Genomic DNA, 21430 nt, shown 5'->3' with positions numbered 1-21430 from the left:
CGCGATCCTCATATCGCTCACCCTTGTCATCATCTTCCGGCCTTATGCGCGGATGGATCCCGCGCCCTTCGGCCTGAGATGGTAGACGACAGCCTTCCGTCTTGCGGATTCCGCCTGCCGCGATAGACCCGCCCCCATGACAAAGCCCCTGCGCATCGCCTTCATGGGAAGCCCGGACTTTTCCGTCCCGGTGCTCGCCGCCCTCGCCGAGGCCGGCCATGAGATCGCCTGTGTCTATTCCCAGCCGCCGCGCCCTTCCGGACGCGGCAGGAAGTTGAGGCCGACGCCCGTCCATGCCTGGGCAGACGCTGAGGGCATAGAGGTCCGCACGCCCAAATCGCTGAAGCCCGCCGAGGAAAAGGCCCGCTTCGCCGCGCTCGGTCTCGATGCCGCCGTGGTCGTCGCCTATGGCCTGATCCTGCCGAAGGACGTGCTCGACGCCCCGCGGCTCGGCTGCATGAACATGCACGCCTCGCTTCTCCCCCGGTGGAGAGGCGCCGCGCCGATCCAGCGTGCCATCATGGCCGGCGATGAAATAACCGGCGTGCAGGCGATGATGATGGAGGAAGGCCTCGACACCGGCCCGGTGCTGGCCAGCGAAGAGACCCGTATCTTCCCCTTCACCACCGCCGGCAGCCTGCATGACACACTGGCCGGGCTCGCCGCCGAGCTGGCCCCACGCGCGCTCGACGGCCTTGCTGAAGGCACCCTCACCCCGCAATCGCAGGCCGAGGACGGCGTCACCTATGCCGCCAAGATCACGGCCGCCGACCAGCGCATCGACTGGTCGATGCCCGCCCATGAGGTCGATTGCCAGATCCGCGGCCTCGCCCCCTTCCCCGGCGCCTGGTTCCACTGGTCGCCGAAGCCGGAGGATGAGCCGGTCCGCGTAAAGGCCCTGATGAGCAGGCTCAGCGACGAAACCCATGACGCCGCGCCGGGTACGCTGCTCGATGATGCGCTTCTCGTGGCCTGCGGCGATGGCGGCGCCGTGCGCCTGCTCAAGCTGCAGAAGCCGGGCGCCCGCGCCATGGAGGCAGAGGATTTCCTGCGCGGCAACAGGGTGGCGAAAGGCACCGCCTTTACATGAGCGATGTCTGGATCCGCGACACGCTCGCCATCGAGGCCGGCGCCGTCGCCGCGCTGAACACACGGGTTTTCGGCTCCTCGGCCGAAGCCGCCATCATCGACCAGCTGAATGCCGACAGCGACAGCCTCGTCTCGCTGGTCGCGCATGATGACGAGCAGCTTGTCGGCCATATCCAGTTCTTCCGGATCCTGGTCGACGGGCGCGACATTGCCGCCGGTCTCGGCCCCATGTCGGTACGCCCCTCGCGCCAGCGCAAGGGGGTCGGCCACGATCTTATCCGTCTCGGCATGAGCCGGGTCGAGCGTGCCGGGCGCGGGTTGGTCTTCGTTCTGGGGCATACGGACTATTATTCAAGGTTCGGTTTTTCGCCCGACGTCGGCGCACGCTATGAGGCGCCCTGGTCCGGCCCGGCCTTCATGGGCATCGAACTGACCATGACCGCCCCGCGCTCGGGCGGCCTCACCTATCCCCAGGCCTTCAGCCAGCCGCAATGACCCAGCGCCTCCGCCTCCTCCTCGAATATGATGGCCGCCCCTTCTATGGCTGGCAGCGCCAGGACGACCAGCCGACCGTGCAGGGCGCGCTGGAAGCCGCCTGCGCCGCGCTCGACGGCGCGCCGGTCCTCGTTCAGGGGGCCGGGCGCACCGATGCCGGCGTCCATGCGACCGGCCAGGTCGCGCATATCGAGCTGCAGAAGCCGCGCCCGCTGCGCAAGATCCCGGACGCGCTGAACTTCCATCTGCGGCCCAAACCCGTCGCCGTGCTGAAGGCCGAGGAAGTCGACCAGAATTTCCACGCCCGCTTTTCCGCCACCGGCCGGGCCTATCGCTACATCATCATCAACCGACGCGCCGACCTCACCCTAGAGCGCGGGCGCGCCTGGCGCGTCGCCCAGCACCTCGACGCCGATGCCATGCAGGCTGGCGCCAACCTGCTGATCGGCGAGCATGACTTCTCCACCTTCCGCGATACCGAGTGCCAGGCCGCGAGCCCGGTGAAGACGCTCGACACGCTGGAGGTGCACCGCTTTGCCGACCGGGTGGAAGTGACGACCACGGCGCGCTCCTATCTCCACCGTCAGGTGCGCTCCATTGTCGGCAGCCTGGTCGAAGTCGGCCGCGGCATGAAACCGCCGGAGTGGATCGCGGAGATCCTGGAGGCACGCGAGCGCACCGCCTGCGGGCCGGTCGCCCCCTCCGACGGGCTCTATCTCGAACGCGTCATGTATGATGACCACCCCTGGGGCACATGACAGACAAGCGCCGCATCGTGATCTCGGGCTGCTCGTCGGGCGGCAAGTCCACGCTGCTCGCAGAGCTCGCTGCCCGCGGCTTTCACACCGTAGAGGAGCCCGGCCGCAACATTGTCCGCGAAGCACTGGCAACCGGGTCGGATGCCCTGCCCTGGGTCAATCCGGAAGCTTTCGTGCGCAAGGCCATCGAATATGCGTGCACGAGCCTCGCCTCCGTCCGGGGCCTCAACGCGCCGGCCTTCTTCGACCGCTCGGCCATCGACGCACTGGCGCATTTCGAGCGGCTCTCCATCCCGCTGCCGGCGGATCTCGAGGCACGCGGAAGGGCCTGTGTCTATTCCAGCCCGGTCTTCTTCGCCCCGCCTTGGCCGGCGCTCTATGAGCAGGACGACGAGCGCCCGCTGCCCTATGAAGAGGCGGTGCGCGAATATAACTGGCTGCGGCTCGCCTACCCCAAACGCGGGCTGGCCATTATCGACCTGCCAAAAACAGGCGTGGGCGCGCGTGCCGACTTCATGCTGCGCACCCTCGGCCTGCCGCTGTCGGCCGCCTAATAGCCGCGTGAAATATCGACGTCGGAGTGGATTGCCTCACCCGACAGGCGCGTCTTCAACAGCTGCAGCAGCCGCTCGACGGAATCCTCCGGCCGGGTCAGGCCCGAGACGTGCGGGGTGACCGTGATCGCTTCATGCCGCCAGAGCCAGCTCGACGGATCGAGCGGTTCATCGCGGAAGACATCCAGCACGGCATGCGAGACTTGCCCGGCATCGAGCGCCCCGCGCAAGGCCCCCTCGTCCAGGGTCGCCCCGCGCCCGACATTGATGAAAAGCGCGCTCTTCAGCGTCGAGAAGACCTGGGCACCGACCAGCTCGTCGGTTTGCGGTGTCAGCGGCAGGGCGGCAACAAGAATGTCCGCCCCCGGATGACTGGCGACATTATCGAGCCGGATCACCCGGTCGAAGGCGTCGACCGGCGTCCCGGAGCGCGAGATCCCGGTGACAGTGGCACCAAGCGCACTGAAGGCGCGCGCCACCCCCTGGCCGATTGCGCCGGTGCCGAGAACGGCCACGCTCGTCTCGAAGAGATAGGTCGGCGCACACATGCCCCTTGCCCAGCGCGCCTCGGCCTGAAGCGCGCGGCGCAGCGCCATCTTCTGCAGATGCGCCAGGGCATAGGCGACGCAATATTCCCCGATCTGGTCGCCCATACGGCCAACGGTCCGTGTCACGAGAGGCTTGGGATCAATGGCCTCGAAGGTCTTGCAGATCGCATCGACCCCGGCGCCGACACAATGCACCCAGTCATACTTGGAGAGGTCCTCGTCGCGGGGCGGGATGAAGGTGACGAGCATCCGCTCGCGGCGCGAGGTCTCCAGCGGGCCACGGGCAAGCTCGATCCCGGGGAAAGCCGCCCGCACCCCCTGCTCCAGCAAGTCGGCATGGCCGGTGTGGAGGCGGATCGCGATATCGCTTTCCTGCAAGGGCGCCCCATCCATCTTCTGCGTCAAAACCGTTTCTCCATTTTCCAATTGTGCAGTGCGACCCCATCGATATCGAGGTCCTGGCGCGACAGCACCGTGTAACCGGCCCGCTCGAAGACCGGTCGCGCCGCGTCGCTAGCTTCGGTGTACAGCCGCTCGATGCCGCTGGCCCTTGCGGTGCGCTCTACGGCCTCGAGCAGCGCCGAGGCAATCCCCTTGCGGGCATAGTCCGGATGGCAATAGAGCATATCGACATGGCCGTCGGCTTCGAGATCCGAGAAGGCGATGGCCGCTCCGGCCCTGTCCTCGGCAATGAAGGTCGCCCGGCCATCGGCATATTTCCTGTGCAGGTGCGCGGCGGTTACACGCGGGCCGCCCCAGGCCGAGACCTGTTCATCCGTGTAGAAATCAATCCCGATCTCATGCACCGCCCGCCGGAAGATCTCTTCCAGACGCGAGGCATCCTCAGCGCGGTAGGCCCGGATCTTCATCCCGTCCGCGCATCGAGCCAGGAAATAATCGCCGCCAGCGCCCGCTCGCGTTCGAGATCGTTCAGCAGCTCGTGATAGCCGCCCTCGAACACCTCCAGCTTCTTGTCAGCACTGGCAATCGTGTCGAAGAACCGCCGGCTGCCCTCCACAGGCACGATCCGGTCGGCATCGCCATGCAGGACGAGCACCGGCACCGTCCAGTCCGGAAACTGCGCCCAGGCCTTTTTGATGAGGCGCAAGGCCGTGGTTCCGACGCGGGCCGTGGGCGCCTCGTTGATGACCATCGGATCGGCGTCATAGGCCGCGATAACCTCCGGGTCGCGCGAGATGGCATCGTTTTCGAGCTGCGGGGTCAGCCGGGCATGCGGGGCAACGGCCGCCACAACCCCGGCAATGACCTTGAGCACAGGGCTGAGTTCGATCTCCAGCGCGGGGTTGGTCAGCACCACGCCGGCCGCGCCATCCGGCGCGTCAGAGACACTCGCCGCCGTCACAAGCCCGCCCAGCGAATGCCCCATCAGGAAGAGCGGCTCGTCTGCGTCCGCCAGCGCCTTGCGGGCGGCCTGGTGGATCGCCACGGCCTTCATCATGTCCATCGACCCGCGCGGGCCAGGAGAGCGGCCATGACCCTCGGCGTCATAGGCAAAGACGCTGAAGCCCTTGGCGTTCAGCGTCGGGATCAGCCGGCTATAGCTCTCCACGAACCGTTCGGCATACTCGCCATAGCCATGATGAAGCAGCAGGTTCGCCCGCGGCGCGGGAACCCGCCAGGCATAGCCGGCCACCGGTTGTCCGAAATCCCAGCTTTCGCCGGCTGGCGTTGTGCCGTCCATCGCTTCCCCCTCGCTTGCTTCAGGTGAAGTCTAGCCCCGTCCGCGATGCGGCGACAATGCCGGATTGCTCATGCAAGTACGTTATGGAGAAGTTCCAGTGCCTCGCGGGCAAAGCGGCGCATATTCTCTTCCCGGTCGCTGAGGCCTGTTTCCAGTGTGCGCGAGAGGATCGGGGCATGACCGCCCTCGCCCGCGATCGCCACACAGGTATGGCCGGCCGCATCGCCATAAGGGTTGCCGCCGGGCCCGGACGCGCCGGTCTCGCAAAGCCCCCAGCTTGCATCCAGCCGGGTCCGGATGGTCCGCGCCATCAGCCGGGCATAGGGCTCGGTCGCCGAGCGCATGCCGTCAATGTCGTCCCGTGTGAGCCCCATCAGCCCGCGAAAGGCCTGCGGGGTGTAGATCACGCCACCACCGCGATACCAGGCCGAGGCGCCAGCCTGCGCCAGCAGGGCCGCGGAAATCAGTCCGCCGGAAGATGATTCCGACACCGCGACGGTCTCGCCGCGGGCCTTGAGGCGGTTGCCGATCTCGGCCGCCAGGGGAAGAAGCGTCTGCATGGGGCCTAGGAAGCAGGCGGCAGCGCTTCATGCAAGCCTCAGCTGCCGCACGGTCAGGGTTTGCATCGGGCCGCAACAATGCCGATCTAGGCGCGGATCGAGCCTCAAGGATGAGCCCCGCATGAAATATTATGAAGACATGGTCGTCGGCACCGTCACCCATTCTCCGCGCCCCTACAAGGTGACCCGCGAGGAGGTAATCGACTTCGCCTCAAAGTACGATCCCCAGCCCTTCCACCTCGATGACGAGGCCGCCGCGAAGACCTTCTTCGGCAAGCTGTCGGCATCCGGCTGGCACACCGCGGCGATGACGATGCGGCTGATGGTGGAAAGCTGGAAAGACCAGGAAGAGAGCGCCAGTCTCGGCTCGCCCGGCGTCGACGAGTTGCGCTGGATCAAGCCCGTCTATCCGGGCGACGAGCTGCGCGTCGAGACAACGCTGATGTCCAAGCGCCGCATGAAGAGCCGGCCGGAAATGGGGCTCACAAAGACGCAGCAGAAAGTCTTCAACCAGAATGACGAGCTGGTCATGACCATGATCGGCAACGGGCTCATCAAGGTGCGCAACCCGGACGTCATGGAAGACGACTAGGCAGGGCTCCCGTCGCGCGGGCGGAAGGCGCCGCTTGCGGCGGCCTTCAGGATCCGGCGGAATTTCGGGCACTCCATATGGCTCGGCGCCGGACAGTTCGCGGCGTGGCGCAGCCCGTCGCGCATGGCGCTGAGGCGCCGGATGGTGCGGTCGAGGTCATCGGCCTTGGCGGCAAGCTGGGCATGGTCGATCTGCGGCGCGCCGCCGGCAAACATCTGCGCGATCTCATCCAGCGAGAAGCCGGCCGCCTGGCCGAGCTGGATCAGGGCGAGGCGTTCATAGACGTCCGGGTCGAACTGGCGCCGCAACCCGTGCCGCCCGGTCGAGGCGATCAGCCCCTTCTTTTCATAATAGCGTAGCGTGGAGGCAGGTACACCGGCCCGCCGGGCCACTTCCGAAATATCAGGATCCATGACAGGCTTGACCTAAAGCTGACTTCAAGTGGCAGGATGCGGCATCGAGGCCCAATATTCAAGCGGGCAGACAGTCAACCGGAAAGGAAACGGGCATGAGCCAGCAGGACGAGATACGCAGCCAGCAGAGCGCGCACTGGAACGGGGCCGGCGGGGCCGCCTGGGTCGAGGCGCAAGGCGTCATGGACGCGATGTTCTCCGGCCTCGAGACCGCGCTCGCCGACGCGGTGCAGGCGGAAAAGCCCGGCGATATTCTCGAAATCGGCTGCGGCACGGGTGCCGTCAGCCTGGCCGCCTGGCGCGCCACAGACGGCAAGGCCCGCTATACCGGCATCGATATTTCCCGCCCGATGCTGGCCCGCGCCCGCGAACGCGCGGCAGAGGCCGGGGCGAAGATAGACTTCATCGCCGCCGACGCGGAAACCCATGCCTTCGAGCCGGGCCGGTTCGACATGGTCCTCTCGCGCTTCGGCATCATGTTCTTCGCCGACCCGGTCGCCGCCTTCGCCAATCTCCGCAGCGCCTGTTCGGACGGGGCGAAGTTGCACGCCTATGCCTGGCGCAGCCCTGCGGACAATCCGTTCATGACGCTCGCCGGACGCACCGCGCGCCCCTTCCTGCCGGACCTGCCCGCACCCAACCCGGACGCGCCGGGCCAGTTCGGCTTTGCCGATGACACCCGTGTGCGCACCATCCTGGATGAGGCCGGCTGGACCGGTATCAAGATCGCACCCGTGGATATCGCCTGCGCTATTCCGGCCGACGCGCTCGACCTGTTCCTCACCCGGCTTGGCCCCGTCAGCAGCCGCCTGCCTGAAATGACGGAGGCAAAACGCGCGGAATTGCTCGACGCCTTGCGGGCCGCTTTTGCAGCGCATATCGAAGACGGGGAAATCCGCTTTACCGCAGCTTGCTGGGAAATCACCGCCCGGGCCAGCTAAGCGCCGTCGCCGGGCGGAACCATCGCGCCGGGCAGGCATTGCCAAGGCACCAGCTTAACCCGGCGACAGAAAGGCCATCATCATTTCCACCCCGCTTGCCCTGCTCGTCTTTTTCATCGCGGCAGGCGTGGTGGCGCTCGCCGGCACACGTCTGACGACGGAAGCCGACCGCCTGGCCGACCGCACCGGCCTCGGCGAAGCGATCTTCGGCGGTATACTGCTGGGCGCAGCGACGTCCCTGTCAGGCATCGTGACCTCCGTGACCGCGGCCAGCGACGGCTTTGCCTCACTGGCCGTCTCGAATGCGGTCGGCGGGATCACGGCCCAGACGGCCTTCCTCGTCGTCGCGGACATGATCTACCGGCGGGTCAATCTCGAACATGCCGCCGCGGACGCGAACAACATGCTGATGGCGGCCCTGCTGATGCTGCTGGTCAGCCTGCCGCTGGCCGCCGCCTTTGCCCCGCCGGTCACCGTCTACGGTGTCCACCCGATCTCGCTCCTGCTGGTCGCGGCCTACCTCTTCGGCACGCGGGCCGCCGTGGCGCTCAGGGACAAACCGATGTGGCGCCCGTCAAGCACTCCGGAAACCCGCGCCGACACGCCCGACGAAGGCGAAGCCAACAAGCAGCCCCTGCCGGTGATGATCGCTGTCTTTGCCGGTCTCAGCGTGGTTCTGGCCCTTTGCGGCTTTGCCATTGCCCGCGCCGGGGCCGTCCTCTCTCAGGAGCTCGGCATCTCGGGAACCGTCGTCGGCGCGCTGATGACGGCGGTCGCGACCTCGCTGCCGGAGCTGGTGACGACGCTGGCGGCGGTGCGCCGCGGGGCGCTGCAGCTGGCCGTCGGCGGCATCATTGGCGGCAACACGTTCGACGTGCTCTTCCTGTCGCTGTCGGATGCGGCCTATCGCGAAGGCTCGATCTATCACGCCATGACCGAGGCCGACGATCTGATGCTGGTCGGCGCGATCATGATCACCGCCATCCTGCTCATGGGCCTCATCATGCGCGAACGCCGCGGCATCGGCTTCGAGGGCCTCGCCATCCTGGCCGCCTATGTCGGGCTGGCCGGCATTCAGGTCGCCATCGGCTGATCGGACACCGCTTCGAAGCGCTTGCGATAGGCATGCGGCGAGGTGCCGGCAATCTCCCGGAAGGCGGTGCGAAAGGTCTCGAGCGAGCCGAAGCCGCACTGGTCGGAAATGTCGGCGAGGTCCAGCCGGGTCTTCTCCAGCAGGCGCATCGCCCGGAAAACGCGTTCGCGGCGCAGCCATTTGAGCGGCGTGATGCCTGTCCCCTCACGAAAGCGGCGCAGGAAGGTGCGCTCGCTCATGCCCGCATGCTCGGCCATCTGCGCGATGGTCAGCGGTTCGTGCAGATGCTCGCGTGCCCAGTCAAGCACCAGGGCGACCGACTTGCCGGCCCGCTCCTGATAGGGCGCCTCGATATATTGCGACTGGCCGCCATCGCGGTGCGGCGGCGTGACCAGGCTGCGCGCCACCTTGTTGGCGATCTCGGAACCGAAATCCTGGCGCACGAGATGCAGGCTGGAATCGATGGCCGCGCTGCTGCCGGCCGAGGTGACGATGTTGCCATCATGGACATAAAGCACATCCTCGACCGCCTCGATCTCGGGGAAGCGCTCGCAGAGCGCCGGCAGATAGCGCCAGTGCGTCGTGGCCTTGCGCCCGTTCAGCAGGCCGGCATGGGCCAGCACGAACGCTCCGGTACAATAGGAAACAAGCCGCGCCCCGCGCGCATGCGCGGCCTTTAGCGGCTCCATGATCTCGTCGGGTGTGATCTCATTGTAATCGCGCCAGCCCGGAATGATGATCGTGTCGGCCTCGGCCAGCACCTCATAGCCGGCATCCGGAATGATGGAAAATCCGCCCTGCGCGCACAGGATCTGCTTCGGTCCGGCGACCTGGAAGTCATACCAGTCAGTGTCAAGCTCCGGGCGTTTCCAGCCGAAGATCTCCGAGGCGATGCCAAGTTCGAAGGGCCAGAGCCGGTCATAGGTGATGGCCACGACGCGGTGCAGCCGGTCGGACTTTGCTGTGGTCATGTTCTGCCTCCACCTTGTCGGAAATCGACCATGTATTGTCATTATCGCCAATTCCGATCGAGGCTTCAAGAGGCCAGTTTCCCCGCAGGCTCAATGCTGACCTGCAAAGGAGACAGACATGACACACAGAATCGCCCTCCGCTGCCGGACCCTGTCGGCGGCCCTGCTCGCCGCGCTAACGCTCGTGCCGGCCATGACCGCGCACGCCGGTCCGCGCATCCTCCGCTTTGAGAAGGGCGATGCGCTGAAATGCTATGAAGCCACGCGAGAGGCCACCTCGAAGGCGTCGGATATCCGCCGCTGCACGCTCGCCCTGGAGGAGACGTGGATGAACGATGAGAAACGCTCCGCCACGCTGGTCAACCGGGCGACGCTCAAGCGCCGCCTGGGACAGGTCTCCGCTGCCGTAGAGGACTGCGAGCGCGCCATCGGGATCGGGCTGAGCGGCCCGGAAGCCGGGGTATCCTGCGCGGCCGTCTTCATCGAGGCCGGGCACCCGCAAGCCGCCATCGACGTGCTCGAGGCAACCGGCGGTCCCGAGGGCGGGGAGCGCTACAAGTACACCCACAACCTCGCTCTGGCCCACCATAATCTCGGCGAGTATTCGCAGGCCTATGCCTGGATCGAGGACACGATTGCTCTGAAGCCCGGCTTTGCCCCGGCGATGGAGCTCAAAAGCCTCTATACGGTCATCGGCGACACGACCGAATAGAGTATCCCTCTCCGGCACCGGTGGTCGCCAACCAAGCGCCGGTGCCGGACCCCTGTGGGGGCTTGGCGGCGGTCGCTCCCCAGCGCTGGCGTGAAGCCGACGCCAGCGCAAAAACGTTAGCCGATGCGCGTCAACGAGAAGGCGCCATCGTCGCCATCGCACCCGCAAGTCTGGGGCTTGAGGCAGGGCATGTGCCAGTGGCCTTCATAGCGCTTGCCCTCGGTCTTCGCCTCGCCCGTACAAAAGAAGGGCGACACGCTGAGGACACCTTCCTGCATGTGCAGGTCGAGCATGACGAGGCTTTTGGTCAGCTCGCCTTCGACATCGGCATCGACGCGGTACCTGACATCATCACCGGCCTGAAAAGCCACAACCGTCTGCCCGCTGAAGAACTGGCCGATGCGGACAAAGTCAATAATAGCCCGCAAGTCGACCACGGTGTTCGACGTCTCCAGCCGGTAGGCCAGATGCACCTCCCAGCGCCCGCCCTCTTCCGGCGCGGTCTCGCCGATTGCCGCAAGCGCGGATGGGCGGGTGAGAGTGTCTGTCGTCATGCCATGAGCTTATCACGCCCCCAAAGGCGCTTGCCTTAAGGCCGCAGCAGCTCGTTGATGCCGACCTTGCCACGCGTGCGCTCGTCGACGGTCTTGATGATGACCGCGCAATAGAGGCCCGGCCCCTTGCCGTCGGGGGCCGGCATCGAGCCCGGCACGACGACCGAATAAGGCGGCACTTCACCCATGACGACCTCGCCGGTCGTGCGGTGCACGATCTTGGTCGACTGGCTGAGATAGGTGCCCATGGCGAGCACGGCGCCCTCGCGCACGATGACGCCCTCGGCCACCTCGGCGCGCGCGCCGATGAAGCAATTGTCCTCGATGATGGTCGGGTTGGCCTGCAGCGGCTCCAGCACGCCGCCGATGCCGGCGCCGCCCGACAGGTGCACGCCCTTGCCGATCTGCGCGCATGAGCCGACGGTCGCCCAGGTGTCGACCATGGTGCCCTCGTCGACATAGGCGCCGATGTTCACGAAGCTCGGCATCAGCACGACGCCGGACGCGATATAGGAGCCACGGCGCGCCACCGCATTCGGCACCGCGCGCAGGCCGGAGGCTGCGAAGTCGTCCGCGCCCCAGCCATCGAACTTGGACGGCACCTTGTCCCACCAGGTCGAGCCATCCGGGCCGCCCTTGATCGGACCGTTGGCATTAAGGCGGAACGACAGGAGCACGGCCTTCTTGAGCCACTGGTTCACATGCCAGTCGCCATCGCCGCCCTTCTCGGCGACGCGCGCCTTGCCGGAGTCGAGCATGGCGAGGGCTTCCTCGACGCTGTCGCGGACTTCACCCTTCGTTTCGACGGAGACATTGGCCCGGTCTTCCCAGGCCTGTTCGATGATGCTTTCCAGCTTCGCGGTCATGGCGCGCTCTCCATTGTGGTCACGTCTTGTTGCCACGCCTTCAAGCCTGATTGGATCGAGGCTGCAAGAGCCACGGTGAAAATCAGACGGGCGCGCGCGGCTCGCCCTCGATCAGAAATAGACGCCGACATTGATGTTGAAGCGATGCTCCCAGTCATTGTCCGGGCCGCCCTCGGCGAGCGCAGTGCCGAAATTCGGGCCCAGCCAGGCATTGTTCTGACCGAGCGCATAATCGACATAGACGAAGACCGGCCCCTCGAAATCGATCGCCGCGCCGGTGACATTGTGCTGGGTATCGCCGAAGCCCTCGGCCTGCTTCGTCAGGATGCTGTAGTCATTGTAAAGCGTGACCGCCTCCACCCCCATCGCGTCGACCGGTTGGGTGTAACTCAGCGCGAGTGAATGGATCCGCCCTGCGGCGGCCACCTTATAGGGATAGTCATACGCCCCCATCGTCACCCGGCGCCGATCTTCTCCGGGCGCACTGGCGAGATCGTACTCATAGGCGGTTGTCTGAAGCTTCGCCGACCAGCGCTCGTAATTGGCTGCCAGGTGCGCGGCGCCGGCCCAGTGATCGCCGGTCCGCCCCGTCGTCTCGTTCGGGATCTTGCCATACTGGGCCGACAGCCCTGCCTCGCCGGTGACGGGGCCGAACTCATAGCTGCGCGCGACCCGGGCGTTGAACTGGTTTTCCTCGCTATTGCCGGAGGTTCCCGACGCCACGACATCATAGGAATAGCGCGCACTGTCACGGCTCTGGCCGACGCCATCAGGTTCTGCCGACGGATACCAGCCGACATCGACGCGCCACGGGCCCTCATCGCGGCCATAGCGGATGCCGAGATCGTAATCGTCCTCCAGCCCGACATAGTAGGCGATGGTCGAGAAATAGCTGTTGCCGGCATAAGGCATGAGGCCGAACGGCACCTTGTTGATGCCGGCGACGACCTCGCTCTCCTCGTCCGGGCGATAGCCGACATAGGCGCTATGGAAGAAAGACGAGTCCTTCTTTTCATCCTGATAGAAATAGTAGCGATATTGCGCCGAAGCGAACCAGTCGCCGCCCTCGTCATAGCGAAGCTCGGCGCGCAGCGTGTCGACTTCAAGCTCGTCGATCGGGCGGTTATTGGTGCGTTGCCAGCTCTTGTCCCAGAAATTGAAGCGCAGAGCGCCGCCAATCTCGACATCGCCCACCTTCAGCGGCTGCGCGCGCGCGGTAGGCGCCAGCAGGAGCGGGGCCGGAAGCAGGATGGCCAGGGCCGGACGTATCCACGGCATGTCGCCTCTCGTTGGCATGCATCGGGACTTCCCCGTCTAATGCATGCCCCCCGCGACAGGTTTCTTCCGGCAGGGTGTTTTTCTTCAGCCGGCCAGGGCCGGACGGGGCGCGACGAGGCTGCGATAGGCGTGCCAGCTGGAGAGACCAATCCACGGGAAGACGAGTGCCAGCCCGACCAGAGCGAACGCCATGCCGAGCGCGACCAGGGCAGAAATCAGGAAGGCCCAGAGCAGCATCACCGGCAGGTTGCTCATCACGCTGCGGATGCTGGTGATCACGGCGATGAAGACATTGTTCGCCTCGTCCAGCAGCATCGGCGCAGAGACGACCACGAGCGTGAAGGCGAGAAAGGCGATGCCCCCGCCGATCACGCTGCCAACCAGCCCCATCTGCCGGCCTTCCTCGGTCGTCAGCAGGAAGGTGAGGAATTCGGGGATCGTCTCGTGCAGGGTGTAGGTCGACAGGCCGTAGACGATATAGGCAGCCTCCGCCCAGACGCCGAACAGCACGAAGAGCGCGACGCCCAGCAGGATCACGTCGGCACGCACCATGCCCGGCTGCGGCAGGATCGCGGGCAGGGCCGGCTTCTCTCCACGCTCCAGCAGGCATGCGGCCTTGTAGAGCCCCATGCCAAGGATCGGCGCAACGATCAGAAAGCCCCCGGCGAGCACCAGGAACCATGTGAACTGGCCGGTCAGATAAAGCGTGGCGGTGACCAGCAGGCTGAGCGCCGCCAGCCCGGCCCCATAAGCCAGGCAGGTCACCGGCGCGCGGCGGAAATCCCGCCAGCCAAGTTTCAGCCACTCAAACGGTGCCATGAGCCCGACGCGATTGACCTCCGGCAGGTGAAATGTCTCCGACATGCCTGCTCCTCCCCTCTTTTTCAGGTGAGCTTAGCAGGCCGGATCAGGCTGGCAATCATCCCCTTGCGCGGACAGGCACGGCCCGGCGAAAGACTACGGCGTCTTCCCTTCCAGCGCCTTGAGGGCCTTCAGGGCCTGCGGCGAGACGGGCGCCGAAACCTGAGGCCCGGCCCTGCCCGCTTCGGCCATTCCTGAATTCTGTTCACCAGTCTCATCGCGCACAGCGCGGTAATCGGCCTGCAACCAAGCCCCTATCTTTTCGGTTGGATGTCCTGACAGGGATGATCCTCACCCCGGACGGCAGCTATCACAGGCTGCCACGGGCCAAGCCGAAAGGAGCAGACATCATGGATATCATCAGGAACGGCTCGAAGGAGGCCGTGAAAGGCCCCGCCGAAACCTTTACCGGCGATGTGCGCATCGACTGGATGATCAACCGCCCGGACCCGTCGCGCGTCACTGGCGCCAGCGTGACCTTCCAGCCCGGTGCCCGCACCGCCTGGCACACCCACCCGCTCGGCCAGACGCTGATCGTCACCGACGGTGTTGGCTGGACTCAGTGCGAAGGCGAAGAACGTGTCGAGGTGAAGGCGGGCGACGTGATCTGGTGCCCGCCCGGTCACAAGCACTGGCACGGCGCGACATCCACCACCGCCATGACCCATATCGCCATCCAGGAAGCCCTGGACGGCAAGAATGTCGAATGGATGGAACTCGTGACCGACGAGGAATATCTCGGCAAAAAATAGCCCTGCCCTCAGCCGGAAGGCGCCTAGTCGTCCGCCCTGATGGAGATCAGATAGGCGAGGACGGAATCGGTGCCTTTCGGACCGAGATTGAAATCCGGCATATCGGGATGGCCGACATGGATGCCTTCCCGGAAATCATCGGCCAGCGCATCCGGGTCATAGTCGGCGAGCACGGTACGCAGTGGCGGTGCATCGGTGCGCGGGCTTTCGTCTGCGGTGCCAATCGCATGGCAGGTCGCGCACTGCATCTCGACGATCGCGCGGCCGTTCTCGACCATCGCCGCATCGCTCGTCGTCACGTCACTCACCTCATCCTGGGAGCTTGTGTCCGGGGACGTCGTGTCTTCCGGCGGGGTGTCAGGGCCGCCGCAAGCCGCAAGGCCTGCCATGGCCAGACCGATCACCAGCCCGAGCGCCGGGCCCTTTGCGGTCCATCCGGATGTCTGCCTCATGCCAATCCTCCTTCGGGCTAGGTCTCTCTTTATGCCGGAGAGACCGCTTTCAGCGCAATGGCCGCCTTAGCCTTGCGCCGGTGTGGCCGCGTCCGGCGCCGTTTCGTCTTCCGGCCTCAAGGTCCGCAACACGTCCTGCAGGAAGCCTGTCAGGTCATGGGTCAGATAGTCGACATGCGGATGGTCGGCGTCGGCCTCGCCGGCAGGCCGCGCCCCGGCCGGCTCATGGCTCCAGTCCTTGGTGGAGCCGACGAGCACGGTGGCAAAGCCCATGGCGTGGGCGGGCGCGAGATTGCGCTCGAGATCCTCGAAGAAGACCGCGCGCGCCGGGTCGACATCGTGATGCGCGCAGAAGGCGTCATAGGCGGCCTGGGCGGGCTTTGGATGATAGGTGCTGTCCTCGATGCCGAACAGGCCGTCGAAGACGGTGTGCAGCTCCATATACTCCGTCACCCGCTCGGCATGGCGGCGCGAGCCATTGGTGTAGACGAGCTTTCGGCCGGGCAGCGAGGCGATGGCGTCGCAGAGGTCCGGCTTCACCGGCAGCGGCGACAGGTCGATCTCGTGGACATGGGAGAGGAAGTCGTCCGGCGCCATGCCGTGCATCGTCATCAGGCCTTTGAGCGTCGTGCCGTGGTCGGCATAATACTGCTTCTGGAGCGCGCGCGCCTCGGCCCGGTCGAGCCGCAGGAAGCGCGCCACGAAATCCGTCATGCGCTGGTCGATCTGGGCGAACAGGTCGCACTCGGCCGGATAGAGCGTGTTGTCGAGGTCGAAGACCCAGACATCGCGCGCTTCGATCCGGCTCAGGTCGATGCTGGGCTGGCTCACGAGTCCGGCTCCTTGAAGTCGCGCTCGAAGAATTCGTAAAGCAGGCGGCGGTTTTCCGGCTGCGGGGTGGCGGCAAAGAGCGCGGTCTCATAGGCCGAGGCCTCGCAATCCTTCCGGCCCGTGATCGCAAAGCGCATATGGCCGATGCAGAACGGGTCGGTCGTGTCCTTCAGCATGCGCGTCTGGCCGCCATCCTCCATCTCGGCATAGACGAAGTGTTCGGCTGTCAGCAGCGGCTCGTCGATGACGCGCGCACAGCCGCCGCTTTCCAGCTGCCACCAGCCGCGGCTTTCCCAACCCTCACCGCGCCGGCGCGCAATCGACGCCCAGATGCGGTTGCGCGTGCGGTTGCACAGCGTCATGCCGATATTGCGCCCGCGGTCCTGGGCGATCTGTTCAAGGATGTCGATCAGGTCCGGATCGCTCATCTCCTGGTCGAGATCGTTATTGGTTAGGAAGTCGTTGATCGCCGCGCGCGTCTTGCGCCCGATGGCGCCGTCGATATTGCCGTTGAACACTCCGGCATCGGCGAGCAGGCGCTGGATGCCCGCATTGCCGGCCTGCTCCAGGCTGTACTCCTCGATCTCGGTGAGCGAGGTCTTCCAGGTGTCGCGGTTCTCGATCAGGACGGGGCGGAAGTCGCGGCTTTCCAGCCCCATGGCCGCGCAGTCCTGCGGGCTCTCGACCGAGAAGCTGCCGGTGGTGTCGACGCAAAGAGGCGTGTCGCCGCCCCAGATGCGCCGCCCGCCGCGATGGGCCGTGGAGCTGCGCGCGAAGAGATAGTGCACGCCGGGCCGAAGCGAGCCGGCGAGCGCGACTTCGCAGCTGCCGGGCCGCAGCCGCTTCCAGCCCTCGACGACGACGCCCTGGCCCTCATAGCGGGCCACCGACGTCTCGATAACGAAACTCGTGCGGTTGCAGATCGACCAGCCCTGGCCGGACTTGTCCTGCGCCTGCGCGCTGCCTGCGCCCACCAGGCCGAGGAGAAACAGCCCCGCGAAAACGCCCAGCGCTCTAGAGAACAATCGTGCCGGCTCCATGTTCGGTAAACAGCTCCATGAGCAGGGCGTGCTTGGCGCGCCCGTCCAGAATGACGGCCCCTCCGACCCCATTCTTGACGGCTCCGGCAGCCGTTTCAAGCTTCGGTATCATACCGCCCTGCGCGGTGCCCTCCGCGATCAGGCCCGGCACGTCGTCGGCCTTCAGCTCACGGATGAGCTGCTTGTTCTTGTCGAGCACGCCGGCGACATCGGTGAGCAGGAGCAGCCGGCTCGCCCCCAGCGCCGAGGCGATGGCGCCGGCCGCGGTGTCGGCATTGACGTTGTAGCGCTTGCCCTCGCCGTCGAAGCCGACCGGCGCGATGACGGGGATGAAGTCGTGCTCATAGGCAGACAGCAGTTTCAGCACCGAGACATCGATGGCTTCCGGCTCGCCCACAAAGCCCAGATCGATCAGCTTCTCGACCTGGCTGTCGGCATCCTTCGACTTGCGGGCCGCGCGCTTCACCTTCATCAGGTCGGCATCGGCGCCCGACAGGCCGACCGCCTTGCCGCCGGCCTTGTTGATGGCGCGCACGATGGATTTGTTGATCGGCCCCGACAGCACCATCTCGACGACTTCCATGGTCGCATCGTCGGTCACGCGCAGCCCGTCGCGAAACTCCGACTTGATGCCGAGCTTGTCGAGCAGGCTCGCAATCTGCGGGCCGCCGCCATGCACGATGACCGGGTTGATGCCGAGATGCTTCAAGAGCACCACGTCGCGCGCAAACGCGTCCGACAGCGTCTCGTCCACCATGGCATGGCCGCCGAACTTGATGACCACGGTCTGGTGGTCATAGCGCTGAATATAGGGCAGCGCCTCCGACAGCGTCTCGGCGGTGTACTGGGCGGGGTTGGGGCTCGTCTCGCTCATGGGCGAGCCGTATAGCGGCGTTTGCCGTGGGCGTTAAGCCCGGAAAACTTGCGCCGCGCGCAGACGCCGCGCATTCTTCCCGCCGGGACGCACACACAAGGGAGGGACGCCCATGAACATCCTCGGACAGTGCCGCACAGGACTTGCCGCCGCCGGGCTCGCTCTGGCGCTCGGCGCCTGCACCACGACGCCGCCTGAGACCGCCCCGCTCGACGAGCGCACGGAGGCCGCCGCGATCGACCGGCTCCGTGAAGACTTCATGGCCGCCATGGCCGGGGCGGATTTCGCCGCGCTCGGCGCACTCAGCCATCCGGACTTCCAGCAGACCGTGCCCGGCAGCCCGGCGCACCTTCAGATGTATGCCGCCGCCGGCGAGGCGCCCCTGCCGCCCGGCTACCGCCTCGACATCACGCCGAAGGAGCTCGTCATCGTCAATGAGGACTGGGCGTATGAATACGGCACCACGGTGCAGTCATACCGGCCCGAAGGCGCAAGCGCGCGCGTCGAGATCCCCAACACCTATTTGCTCATCCTGAAGAAACATGAAGGCGAATGGACCCCCTACCGCGAAGTCGCCAGCGCCATGCCGCCGCCGGGGGGATGGAGTGCGGGGGAGTAGGGAAAACAGTTTGGCGCCGCGAATATCTCTTGTAGCCCGAAAGCGGACATTAGGTAGAGACTGAGCGGTGACCGTTCGACAGTCAGGTAAGGTTTAGGTAGCGGCGATTAATCGCAACACCATTTGCCAAAACGGTCACTGCCTCATTGTTTGCGTAAGCATATAGTTCGGCTAATTTGATCCCGATACTAGGTAGTCGAAAAAATTGTTCGGTGTTTCCGCTTCTGTTTCGCGCAGATCGTCTTGTAGTTGTCGAACATTGCCCATGCATTCGGGTAATTTATCGTACTCTAACTCCTCAATACGAGAGGCTAATTCGTCTCTTTCCGGAGAAAGGGGCATGGCGTTGCGTTGGGCCACAAGCTCATCTCTTTGCTCAGCTAAAGGCAAACACGCTTGTAGCTTCTGATCCAATTCAGCCCTTAACGGGTTGGGTGAGAGTGCTTGGTATTTCTGGTAATGATAAGCGATATACACGGATCCTCCTATGACGACTGCGCCAATCGATATCCACATGACCAAATACGCGTTCTTCTTGTCTTTAATTTCACGAGCTTTTCTTCGTTCTGCTTCCTCTTCGGCAATCACTCTTTGCTGTTCAGCCTCGACACGCCGTTTTTCCTCTTCTTGTTCTCGCTGGCGGTCTTCCTCTTTTTCAACTTCAGTTTTGAACGCAGCGATTTCCGTATGTTTTGGAGCTGCTCGTCGGATTGCTTCCCAAATTTCTAGTTTAAGCCAAGGCAAATCATCGCGGTGATAGAATTCTCTGAGAACGCTTAAGTCTTCTTGGTCGGCAGCACGCCAGGAAGCGACAGTTTGTTTGTGCTTTGCAGCTTCGTACGCTTCATTGGTGCCGGGAAAAGCTTCAATGAATGCCGACAGTTCCGCGATATCTGTGCTTGTCCGCAACTCAGACCACTTCGTTGCGGCTATCGATCCCGAATGTGAGGCTGTGCTTGTACTGGGCCGCGTAGCCGGATCAGCCTCCCGGGGAAGAAGCAAAACTATGATCCAACCAATCGGACCCAGCAAAAGGCCAAGCCAAAAACCGGTTCCCTCCTGATGGACTTTCGATCCAAGCCACGCGCCTATTAGCGCAGTGAAAAATGCGCCAACAAGCAGGAAGAACCAAAATGCGGCCTCCATAGCCCCTCCATTACCTTTACGTTGAGGAAGTAATAAAAGAAGCAAGCTTCTGAAGCAAATTTTTGGCCCGAGCCAGTCTACCGGTGCGATAAGTGCTGCCCCCAAGCAACTCCTTAGTTCTGGACAGTGAAAGACTCAGCAGTGCGAATCTCCGCTGTGCGCCCAAAGCAGGCACGGTCGCGAATCTATCCCCCTCCCCCTGATCCGGCCCTATGCTCCCGGTCATGGATGCGCGGATGCTTCTGAGGTGCCATTCTCACGTGCCGGTCATTTTCTGGCCGGTGCTGTGGGTCTATCTCATCCGCCTTGAGGCGACGGCGGCGAGGTGCCGCGCCGAAGGCCGCAAGGGCTTCATGTGGCACCTGATGAAAACCGGCGTCATTATCGTGAGCTTCATGGATGCCTCCGAGGCCGAGCGCGCCGCCCGCGGTGAGCTGCCGCGCGATTTCGACCGCACGCCCTGGACGCGGCTTGCCCCGCTCGACCCTGGCGCGCTCGCGGTGCTGTTCGATTGGTGCACTCTCACGGCACCCTGCGGACGGTTTACTGCACCCTCCAGGTGTACCGTCACTGCACCGCTGCACCCCCGCACCCTCGACCCGCCCTGAGCCTGCCTTAAGGCCCTCATCCTTGTCTGTTTGAAGTGTGCGATAGAGGGGTGGCAGGCGAGACCCCGTTCTCATCCTTGATTTGACGGATCGTGGCTCAGCCAGGGGCTCGCCTGCCGGGTACGACAGTTGTGTCGCCTGAACAGTTGCCAGGGGCGGTGACAGCCGACCCCGTATGACAAGGACAGGATTTTCTTCATGTCACACCCTGCTCTCGGCGTCGATATTTCCAAGACGCATCTCGATGTCTTCGATCCGCGTGACGGCTGCTTTCACCGGCTGTCCAATGATGCGGCAGGGCTCGATACCCTCTGTCTGCTGGCTCCCCCATCCATCGTCTTCGAGGCCACAGGCCCTTATGGCGAAGCGCTCGAACGGGCGATGAGCCAGGCTGGCGTGCGGATGTACCGGGTCAACCCGCGCCAGGCGCGCGAGTTTGCCCGCGCCTCTGGCGTGCTGGCCAAGACAGACCGTGTCGATGCCCGGCTCCTGTCGGCCATGGCCGGCCAGATCAGCCTGCCGGTGCACGTCCCACCCGCACCCGGCGTGCAGGTCCTGCGCGAGCTTCACGCCTACCGGCATGATCTTGTTGAAGCCCGAAAAGCCTGTCTCAACCAGCTCGAACGCTATCGCTGCGGCCCGCTGGTGCGGCGGCTGAAAGCCAGGATCGCAGGCCTGACCCGACAGATCGTCACCATGGACAAGGAGATCGCGGTCCATATCGAGGCCGATGACACCCTGGCTGGCCGGGCCCGCCTCATCGCCAGCGAACCGGGCGTCGGACCGGTCACAACCGCAGCCCTGCTCGCCTTCCTGCCAGAGCTCGGACACCTGGCCCGAAGACCCATCGCAGCCCTTGCAGGCCTTGCTCCCCATGCCCATGAAAGCGGAAGCTTCAGGGGAAAACGCCGGGTCTGGGGCGGGCGCGCAAGGGTGCGCGAAGCACTCTACCTCGCCGCCCTCTCAGCCTCGCGCCATCACCCAAGGCTCAAGCAGACCTACTGCGCCATGCGAACCGCTGGAAAACCTCCAAAGCTCGCCCTCATCGCTATCGCCAGAAAACTCCTCACAATCCTCAACGCAAAACTCAGAAAACATGACATCCAATACAGTTGCTGAGC

General features: G+C 64.8%; 27 protein-coding genes. 12 read left to right on the top strand and 15 right to left on the bottom strand.

The features are described 5' to 3' along the window. Positions 1 to 136: 136 nt before the first annotated feature. The 4 genes from fmt to B8784_RS11270 are packed head-to-tail and all read left to right on the top strand — an operon-like array spanning position 137 to position 2896. Complete coding sequence (fmt, locus tag B8784_RS11285) at positions 137 to 1090, top strand: methionyl-tRNA formyltransferase (RefSeq protein WP_084398057.1); 954 nt, start codon at positions 137 to 139, stop codon at positions 1088 to 1090. Beyond that, positions 1087 to 1584: a GNAT family N-acetyltransferase gene (locus B8784_RS11280; protein WP_084398056.1), complete on the top strand. Its 498-nt coding sequence runs from the start codon at positions 1087 to 1089 to the stop codon at positions 1582 to 1584. The genes fmt and B8784_RS11280 overlap by 4 nt, the downstream gene beginning before the upstream one ends. Then, the gene (truA, locus tag B8784_RS11275) at positions 1581 to 2342 is read left to right on the top strand and encodes a tRNA pseudouridine(38-40) synthase TruA (protein WP_084398055.1); all 762 of its coding nucleotides are present in this window, start codon (positions 1581 to 1583) and stop codon (positions 2340 to 2342) included. The genes B8784_RS11280 and truA overlap by 4 nt, the downstream gene beginning before the upstream one ends. Next, entirely contained in the window at positions 2339 to 2896 is a 558-nt protein-coding gene (locus B8784_RS11270; protein WP_084398054.1) for an AAA family ATPase, read from the top strand. Before truA ends, B8784_RS11270 begins: the two co-directional genes overlap by 4 nt. Here the strand turns inward: B8784_RS11270 and B8784_RS11265 are convergent. The 4 genes from B8784_RS11265 to B8784_RS11250 all read right to left on the bottom strand — a co-directional run bounded on the left by B8784_RS11265 (position 2893) and on the right by B8784_RS11250 (position 5706). Further along, positions 2893 to 3849, bottom strand: coding sequence for a D-2-hydroxyacid dehydrogenase (locus B8784_RS11265; protein WP_084398053.1), 957 nt, complete (start codon positions 3847 to 3849; stop codon positions 2893 to 2895). The two genes, B8784_RS11270 and B8784_RS11265, sit on opposite strands and share 4 nt — an antisense overlap. After that, a complete protein-coding gene (locus B8784_RS11260) occupies positions 3846 to 4313 on the bottom strand; it encodes a GNAT family N-acetyltransferase (protein WP_084398052.1) in 468 nt (155 codons plus the stop codon). The genes B8784_RS11265 and B8784_RS11260 overlap by 4 nt, the downstream gene beginning before the upstream one ends. Next, complete coding sequence (locus tag B8784_RS11255) at positions 4310 to 5146, bottom strand: alpha/beta hydrolase (RefSeq protein ID WP_084398051.1); 837 nt, start codon at positions 5144 to 5146, stop codon at positions 4310 to 4312. Before B8784_RS11255 ends, B8784_RS11260 begins: the two co-directional genes overlap by 4 nt. 68 nt (positions 5147 to 5214) lie before the next feature. Next, a complete protein-coding gene (locus B8784_RS11250) occupies positions 5215 to 5706 on the bottom strand; it encodes a CinA family protein (RefSeq protein ID WP_084398050.1) in 492 nt (163 codons plus the stop codon). Positions 5707 to 5827: 121 nt separating this feature from the next. Here B8784_RS11250 and B8784_RS11245 point away from each other — a divergent pair, with 121 nt between their 5' ends. Beyond that, positions 5828 to 6298: a MaoC family dehydratase gene (locus B8784_RS11245; protein ID WP_084398049.1), complete on the top strand. Its 471-nt coding sequence runs from the start codon at positions 5828 to 5830 to the stop codon at positions 6296 to 6298. On the opposite strand, the gene B8784_RS11240 is transcribed toward B8784_RS11245, so the two are convergent. Further along, positions 6295 to 6711 (bottom strand): helix-turn-helix domain-containing protein, encoded by a 417-nt coding sequence (locus tag B8784_RS11240; RefSeq protein WP_084398048.1) that lies wholly within the window; start codon positions 6709 to 6711, stop codon positions 6295 to 6297. The genes B8784_RS11245 and B8784_RS11240 overlap by 4 nt on opposite strands. A gap of 95 nt (positions 6712 to 6806) precedes the next feature. On the opposite strand from B8784_RS11240, the gene B8784_RS11235 reads away from it, so the two are divergent. After that, complete coding sequence (locus tag B8784_RS11235) at positions 6807 to 7652, top strand: class I SAM-dependent methyltransferase (protein WP_084398047.1); 846 nt, start codon at positions 6807 to 6809, stop codon at positions 7650 to 7652. A gap of 76 nt (positions 7653 to 7728) precedes the next feature. Beyond that, on the top strand, positions 7729 to 8745 hold the full coding sequence (locus B8784_RS11230; protein WP_084398046.1) for a sodium:calcium antiporter: 1017 nt from the start codon (positions 7729 to 7731) through the stop codon (positions 8743 to 8745). Here the strand turns inward: B8784_RS11230 and ftrA are convergent. Beyond that, the gene (gene ftrA, locus B8784_RS11225; RefSeq protein WP_084398045.1) at positions 8727 to 9716 is read right to left on the bottom strand and encodes a transcriptional regulator FtrA; all 990 of its coding nucleotides are present in this window, start codon (positions 9714 to 9716) and stop codon (positions 8727 to 8729) included. The two genes, B8784_RS11230 and ftrA, sit on opposite strands and share 19 nt — an antisense overlap. Before the next feature lie 118 nt (positions 9717 to 9834). On the opposite strand from ftrA, the gene B8784_RS11220 reads away from it, so the two are divergent. Next, positions 9835 to 10428, top strand: coding sequence for a tetratricopeptide repeat protein (locus B8784_RS11220; RefSeq protein WP_084398044.1), 594 nt, complete (start codon positions 9835 to 9837; stop codon positions 10426 to 10428). Between the two features lie 116 nt (positions 10429 to 10544). Here B8784_RS11220 and B8784_RS11215 read toward each other — a convergent pair whose 3' ends face one another. The 4 genes from B8784_RS11215 to B8784_RS11200 all read right to left on the bottom strand — a co-directional run bounded on the left by B8784_RS11215 (position 10545) and on the right by B8784_RS11200 (position 13990). After that, positions 10545 to 10982 carry a hypothetical protein gene (locus B8784_RS11215; RefSeq protein WP_084398043.1) on the bottom strand — a complete coding sequence of 146 codons (438 nt, stop codon included), beginning with the start codon at positions 10980 to 10982 and terminating at the stop codon, positions 10545 to 10547. 35 nt (positions 10983 to 11017) lie between these two features. Next, entirely contained in the window at positions 11018 to 11848 is an 831-nt protein-coding gene (gene dapD / locus B8784_RS11210; RefSeq protein WP_084398042.1) for a 2,3,4,5-tetrahydropyridine-2,6-dicarboxylate N-succinyltransferase, read from the bottom strand. Positions 11849 to 11959: 111 nt separating this feature from the next. Then, the gene (locus B8784_RS11205; protein WP_084398041.1) at positions 11960 to 13126 is read right to left on the bottom strand and encodes a porin; all 1167 of its coding nucleotides are present in this window, start codon (positions 13124 to 13126) and stop codon (positions 11960 to 11962) included. An 84-nt stretch (positions 13127 to 13210) separates the two neighbouring features. Continuing rightward, entirely contained in the window at positions 13211 to 13990 is a 780-nt protein-coding gene (locus B8784_RS11200; protein ID WP_084398040.1) for a DUF2189 domain-containing protein, read from the bottom strand. Positions 13991 to 14337: 347 nt separating this feature from the next. Between B8784_RS11200 and B8784_RS11195 the strand changes: the two genes are divergently transcribed. Beyond that, positions 14338 to 14739, top strand: coding sequence for a (R)-mandelonitrile lyase (locus B8784_RS11195; protein WP_084398150.1), 402 nt, complete (start codon positions 14338 to 14340; stop codon positions 14737 to 14739). A gap of 23 nt (positions 14740 to 14762) precedes the next feature. On the opposite strand, the gene B8784_RS11190 is transcribed toward B8784_RS11195, so the two are convergent. From B8784_RS11190 to argB, 4 genes are all read right to left on the bottom strand, one after another. Further along, entirely contained in the window at positions 14763 to 15191 is a 429-nt protein-coding gene (locus tag B8784_RS11190) for a c-type cytochrome (protein WP_084398039.1), read from the bottom strand. A gap of 66 nt (positions 15192 to 15257) precedes the next feature. Then, the gene (locus B8784_RS11185) at positions 15258 to 16022 is read right to left on the bottom strand and encodes a pyrimidine 5'-nucleotidase (protein WP_233356071.1); all 765 of its coding nucleotides are present in this window, start codon (positions 16020 to 16022) and stop codon (positions 15258 to 15260) included. Next, positions 16019 to 17047 carry a DUF1036 domain-containing protein gene (locus tag B8784_RS11180; RefSeq protein WP_233356070.1) on the bottom strand — a complete coding sequence of 343 codons (1029 nt, stop codon included), beginning with the start codon at positions 17045 to 17047 and terminating at the stop codon, positions 16019 to 16021. The genes B8784_RS11185 and B8784_RS11180 overlap by 4 nt, the downstream gene beginning before the upstream one ends. Then, positions 17037 to 17936 carry an acetylglutamate kinase gene (gene argB / locus B8784_RS11175; RefSeq protein WP_084398037.1) on the bottom strand — a complete coding sequence of 300 codons (900 nt, stop codon included), beginning with the start codon at positions 17934 to 17936 and terminating at the stop codon, positions 17037 to 17039. The genes B8784_RS11180 and argB overlap by 11 nt, the downstream gene beginning before the upstream one ends. Positions 17937 to 18048: 112 nt before the next feature. Between argB and B8784_RS11170 the strand changes: the two genes are divergently transcribed. Next, on the top strand, positions 18049 to 18555 hold the full coding sequence (locus B8784_RS11170) for a DUF4440 domain-containing protein (protein ID WP_084398036.1): 507 nt from the start codon (positions 18049 to 18051) through the stop codon (positions 18553 to 18555). Positions 18556 to 18726: 171 nt separating this feature from the next. On the opposite strand, the gene B8784_RS11165 is transcribed toward B8784_RS11170, so the two are convergent. Beyond that, entirely contained in the window at positions 18727 to 19806 is a 1080-nt protein-coding gene (locus B8784_RS11165) for a hypothetical protein (protein WP_143435440.1), read from the bottom strand. A gap of 155 nt (positions 19807 to 19961) precedes the next feature. On the opposite strand from B8784_RS11165, the gene B8784_RS11160 reads away from it, so the two are divergent. Next, positions 19962 to 20309, top strand: coding sequence for a hypothetical protein (locus B8784_RS11160; RefSeq protein ID WP_143435439.1), 348 nt, complete (start codon positions 19962 to 19964; stop codon positions 20307 to 20309). A 198-nt stretch (positions 20310 to 20507) separates the two neighbouring features. Beyond that, complete coding sequence (locus tag B8784_RS11155; protein ID WP_084396516.1) at positions 20508 to 21428, top strand: transposase; 921 nt, start codon at positions 20508 to 20510, stop codon at positions 21426 to 21428. The last annotated feature ends 2 nt before the right edge of the window (positions 21429 to 21430 follow it).

Origin of the sequence: Henriciella aquimarina, from assembly GCF_002088975.1 — a bacterium.
GTDB lineage: Bacteria > Pseudomonadota > Alphaproteobacteria > Caulobacterales > Hyphomonadaceae > Henriciella > Henriciella aquimarina.
The sequence above is the reverse complement of the archived record's forward strand: the minus strand, read 5'-3'. Positions and strand labels throughout refer to the sequence as shown.

What these genes read in the sequence shown, in the direction of transcription:
- fmt (WP_084398057.1), top strand. Translation starts at nt 137, where the DNA reads ATGACAAAGCCCCTGCGCATCGCCTTCATGGGAAGCCCGGACTTTTCC.
- B8784_RS11280 (WP_084398056.1), top strand. Translation starts at nt 1,087, where the DNA reads ATGAGCGATGTCTGGATCCGCGACACGCTCGCCATCGAGGCCGGCGCC.
- truA (WP_084398055.1), top strand. Translation starts at nt 1,581, where the DNA reads ATGACCCAGCGCCTCCGCCTCCTCCTCGAATATGATGGCCGCCCCTTC.
- B8784_RS11270 (WP_084398054.1), top strand. Translation starts at nt 2,339, where the DNA reads ATGACAGACAAGCGCCGCATCGTGATCTCGGGCTGCTCGTCGGGCGGC.
- B8784_RS11260 (WP_084398052.1), bottom strand. Translation starts at nt 4,313, where the DNA reads ATGAAGATCCGGGCCTACCGCGCTGAGGATGCCTCGCGTCTGGAAGAG.
- B8784_RS11255 (WP_084398051.1), bottom strand. Translation starts at nt 5,146, where the DNA reads ATGGACGGCACAACGCCAGCCGGCGAAAGCTGGGATTTCGGACAACCG.
- B8784_RS11250 (WP_084398050.1), bottom strand. Translation starts at nt 5,706, where the DNA reads ATGCAGACGCTTCTTCCCCTGGCGGCCGAGATCGGCAACCGCCTCAAG.
- B8784_RS11245 (WP_084398049.1), top strand. Translation starts at nt 5,828, where the DNA reads ATGAAATATTATGAAGACATGGTCGTCGGCACCGTCACCCATTCTCCG.
- B8784_RS11240 (WP_084398048.1), bottom strand. Translation starts at nt 6,711, where the DNA reads ATGGATCCTGATATTTCGGAAGTGGCCCGGCGGGCCGGTGTACCTGCC.
- B8784_RS11235 (WP_084398047.1), top strand. Translation starts at nt 6,807, where the DNA reads ATGAGCCAGCAGGACGAGATACGCAGCCAGCAGAGCGCGCACTGGAAC.
- ftrA (WP_084398045.1), bottom strand. Translation starts at nt 9,716, where the DNA reads ATGACCACAGCAAAGTCCGACCGGCTGCACCGCGTCGTGGCCATCACC.
- B8784_RS11220 (WP_084398044.1), top strand. Translation starts at nt 9,835, where the DNA reads ATGACACACAGAATCGCCCTCCGCTGCCGGACCCTGTCGGCGGCCCTG.
- B8784_RS11215 (WP_084398043.1), bottom strand. Translation starts at nt 10,982, where the DNA reads ATGACGACAGACACTCTCACCCGCCCATCCGCGCTTGCGGCAATCGGC.
- dapD (WP_084398042.1), bottom strand. Translation starts at nt 11,848, where the DNA reads ATGACCGCGAAGCTGGAAAGCATCATCGAACAGGCCTGGGAAGACCGG.
- B8784_RS11205 (WP_084398041.1), bottom strand. Translation starts at nt 13,126, where the DNA reads ATGCCGTGGATACGTCCGGCCCTGGCCATCCTGCTTCCGGCCCCGCTC.
- B8784_RS11200 (WP_084398040.1), bottom strand. Translation starts at nt 13,990, where the DNA reads ATGTCGGAGACATTTCACCTGCCGGAGGTCAATCGCGTCGGGCTCATG.
- B8784_RS11195 (WP_084398150.1), top strand. Translation starts at nt 14,338, where the DNA reads ATGGATATCATCAGGAACGGCTCGAAGGAGGCCGTGAAAGGCCCCGCC.
- B8784_RS11190 (WP_084398039.1), bottom strand. Translation starts at nt 15,191, where the DNA reads ATGAGGCAGACATCCGGATGGACCGCAAAGGGCCCGGCGCTCGGGCTG.
- argB (WP_084398037.1), bottom strand. Translation starts at nt 17,936, where the DNA reads ATGAGCGAGACGAGCCCCAACCCCGCCCAGTACACCGCCGAGACGCTG.
- B8784_RS11170 (WP_084398036.1), top strand. Translation starts at nt 18,049, where the DNA reads ATGAACATCCTCGGACAGTGCCGCACAGGACTTGCCGCCGCCGGGCTC.
- B8784_RS11155 (WP_084396516.1), top strand. Translation starts at nt 20,508, where the DNA reads ATGTCACACCCTGCTCTCGGCGTCGATATTTCCAAGACGCATCTCGAT.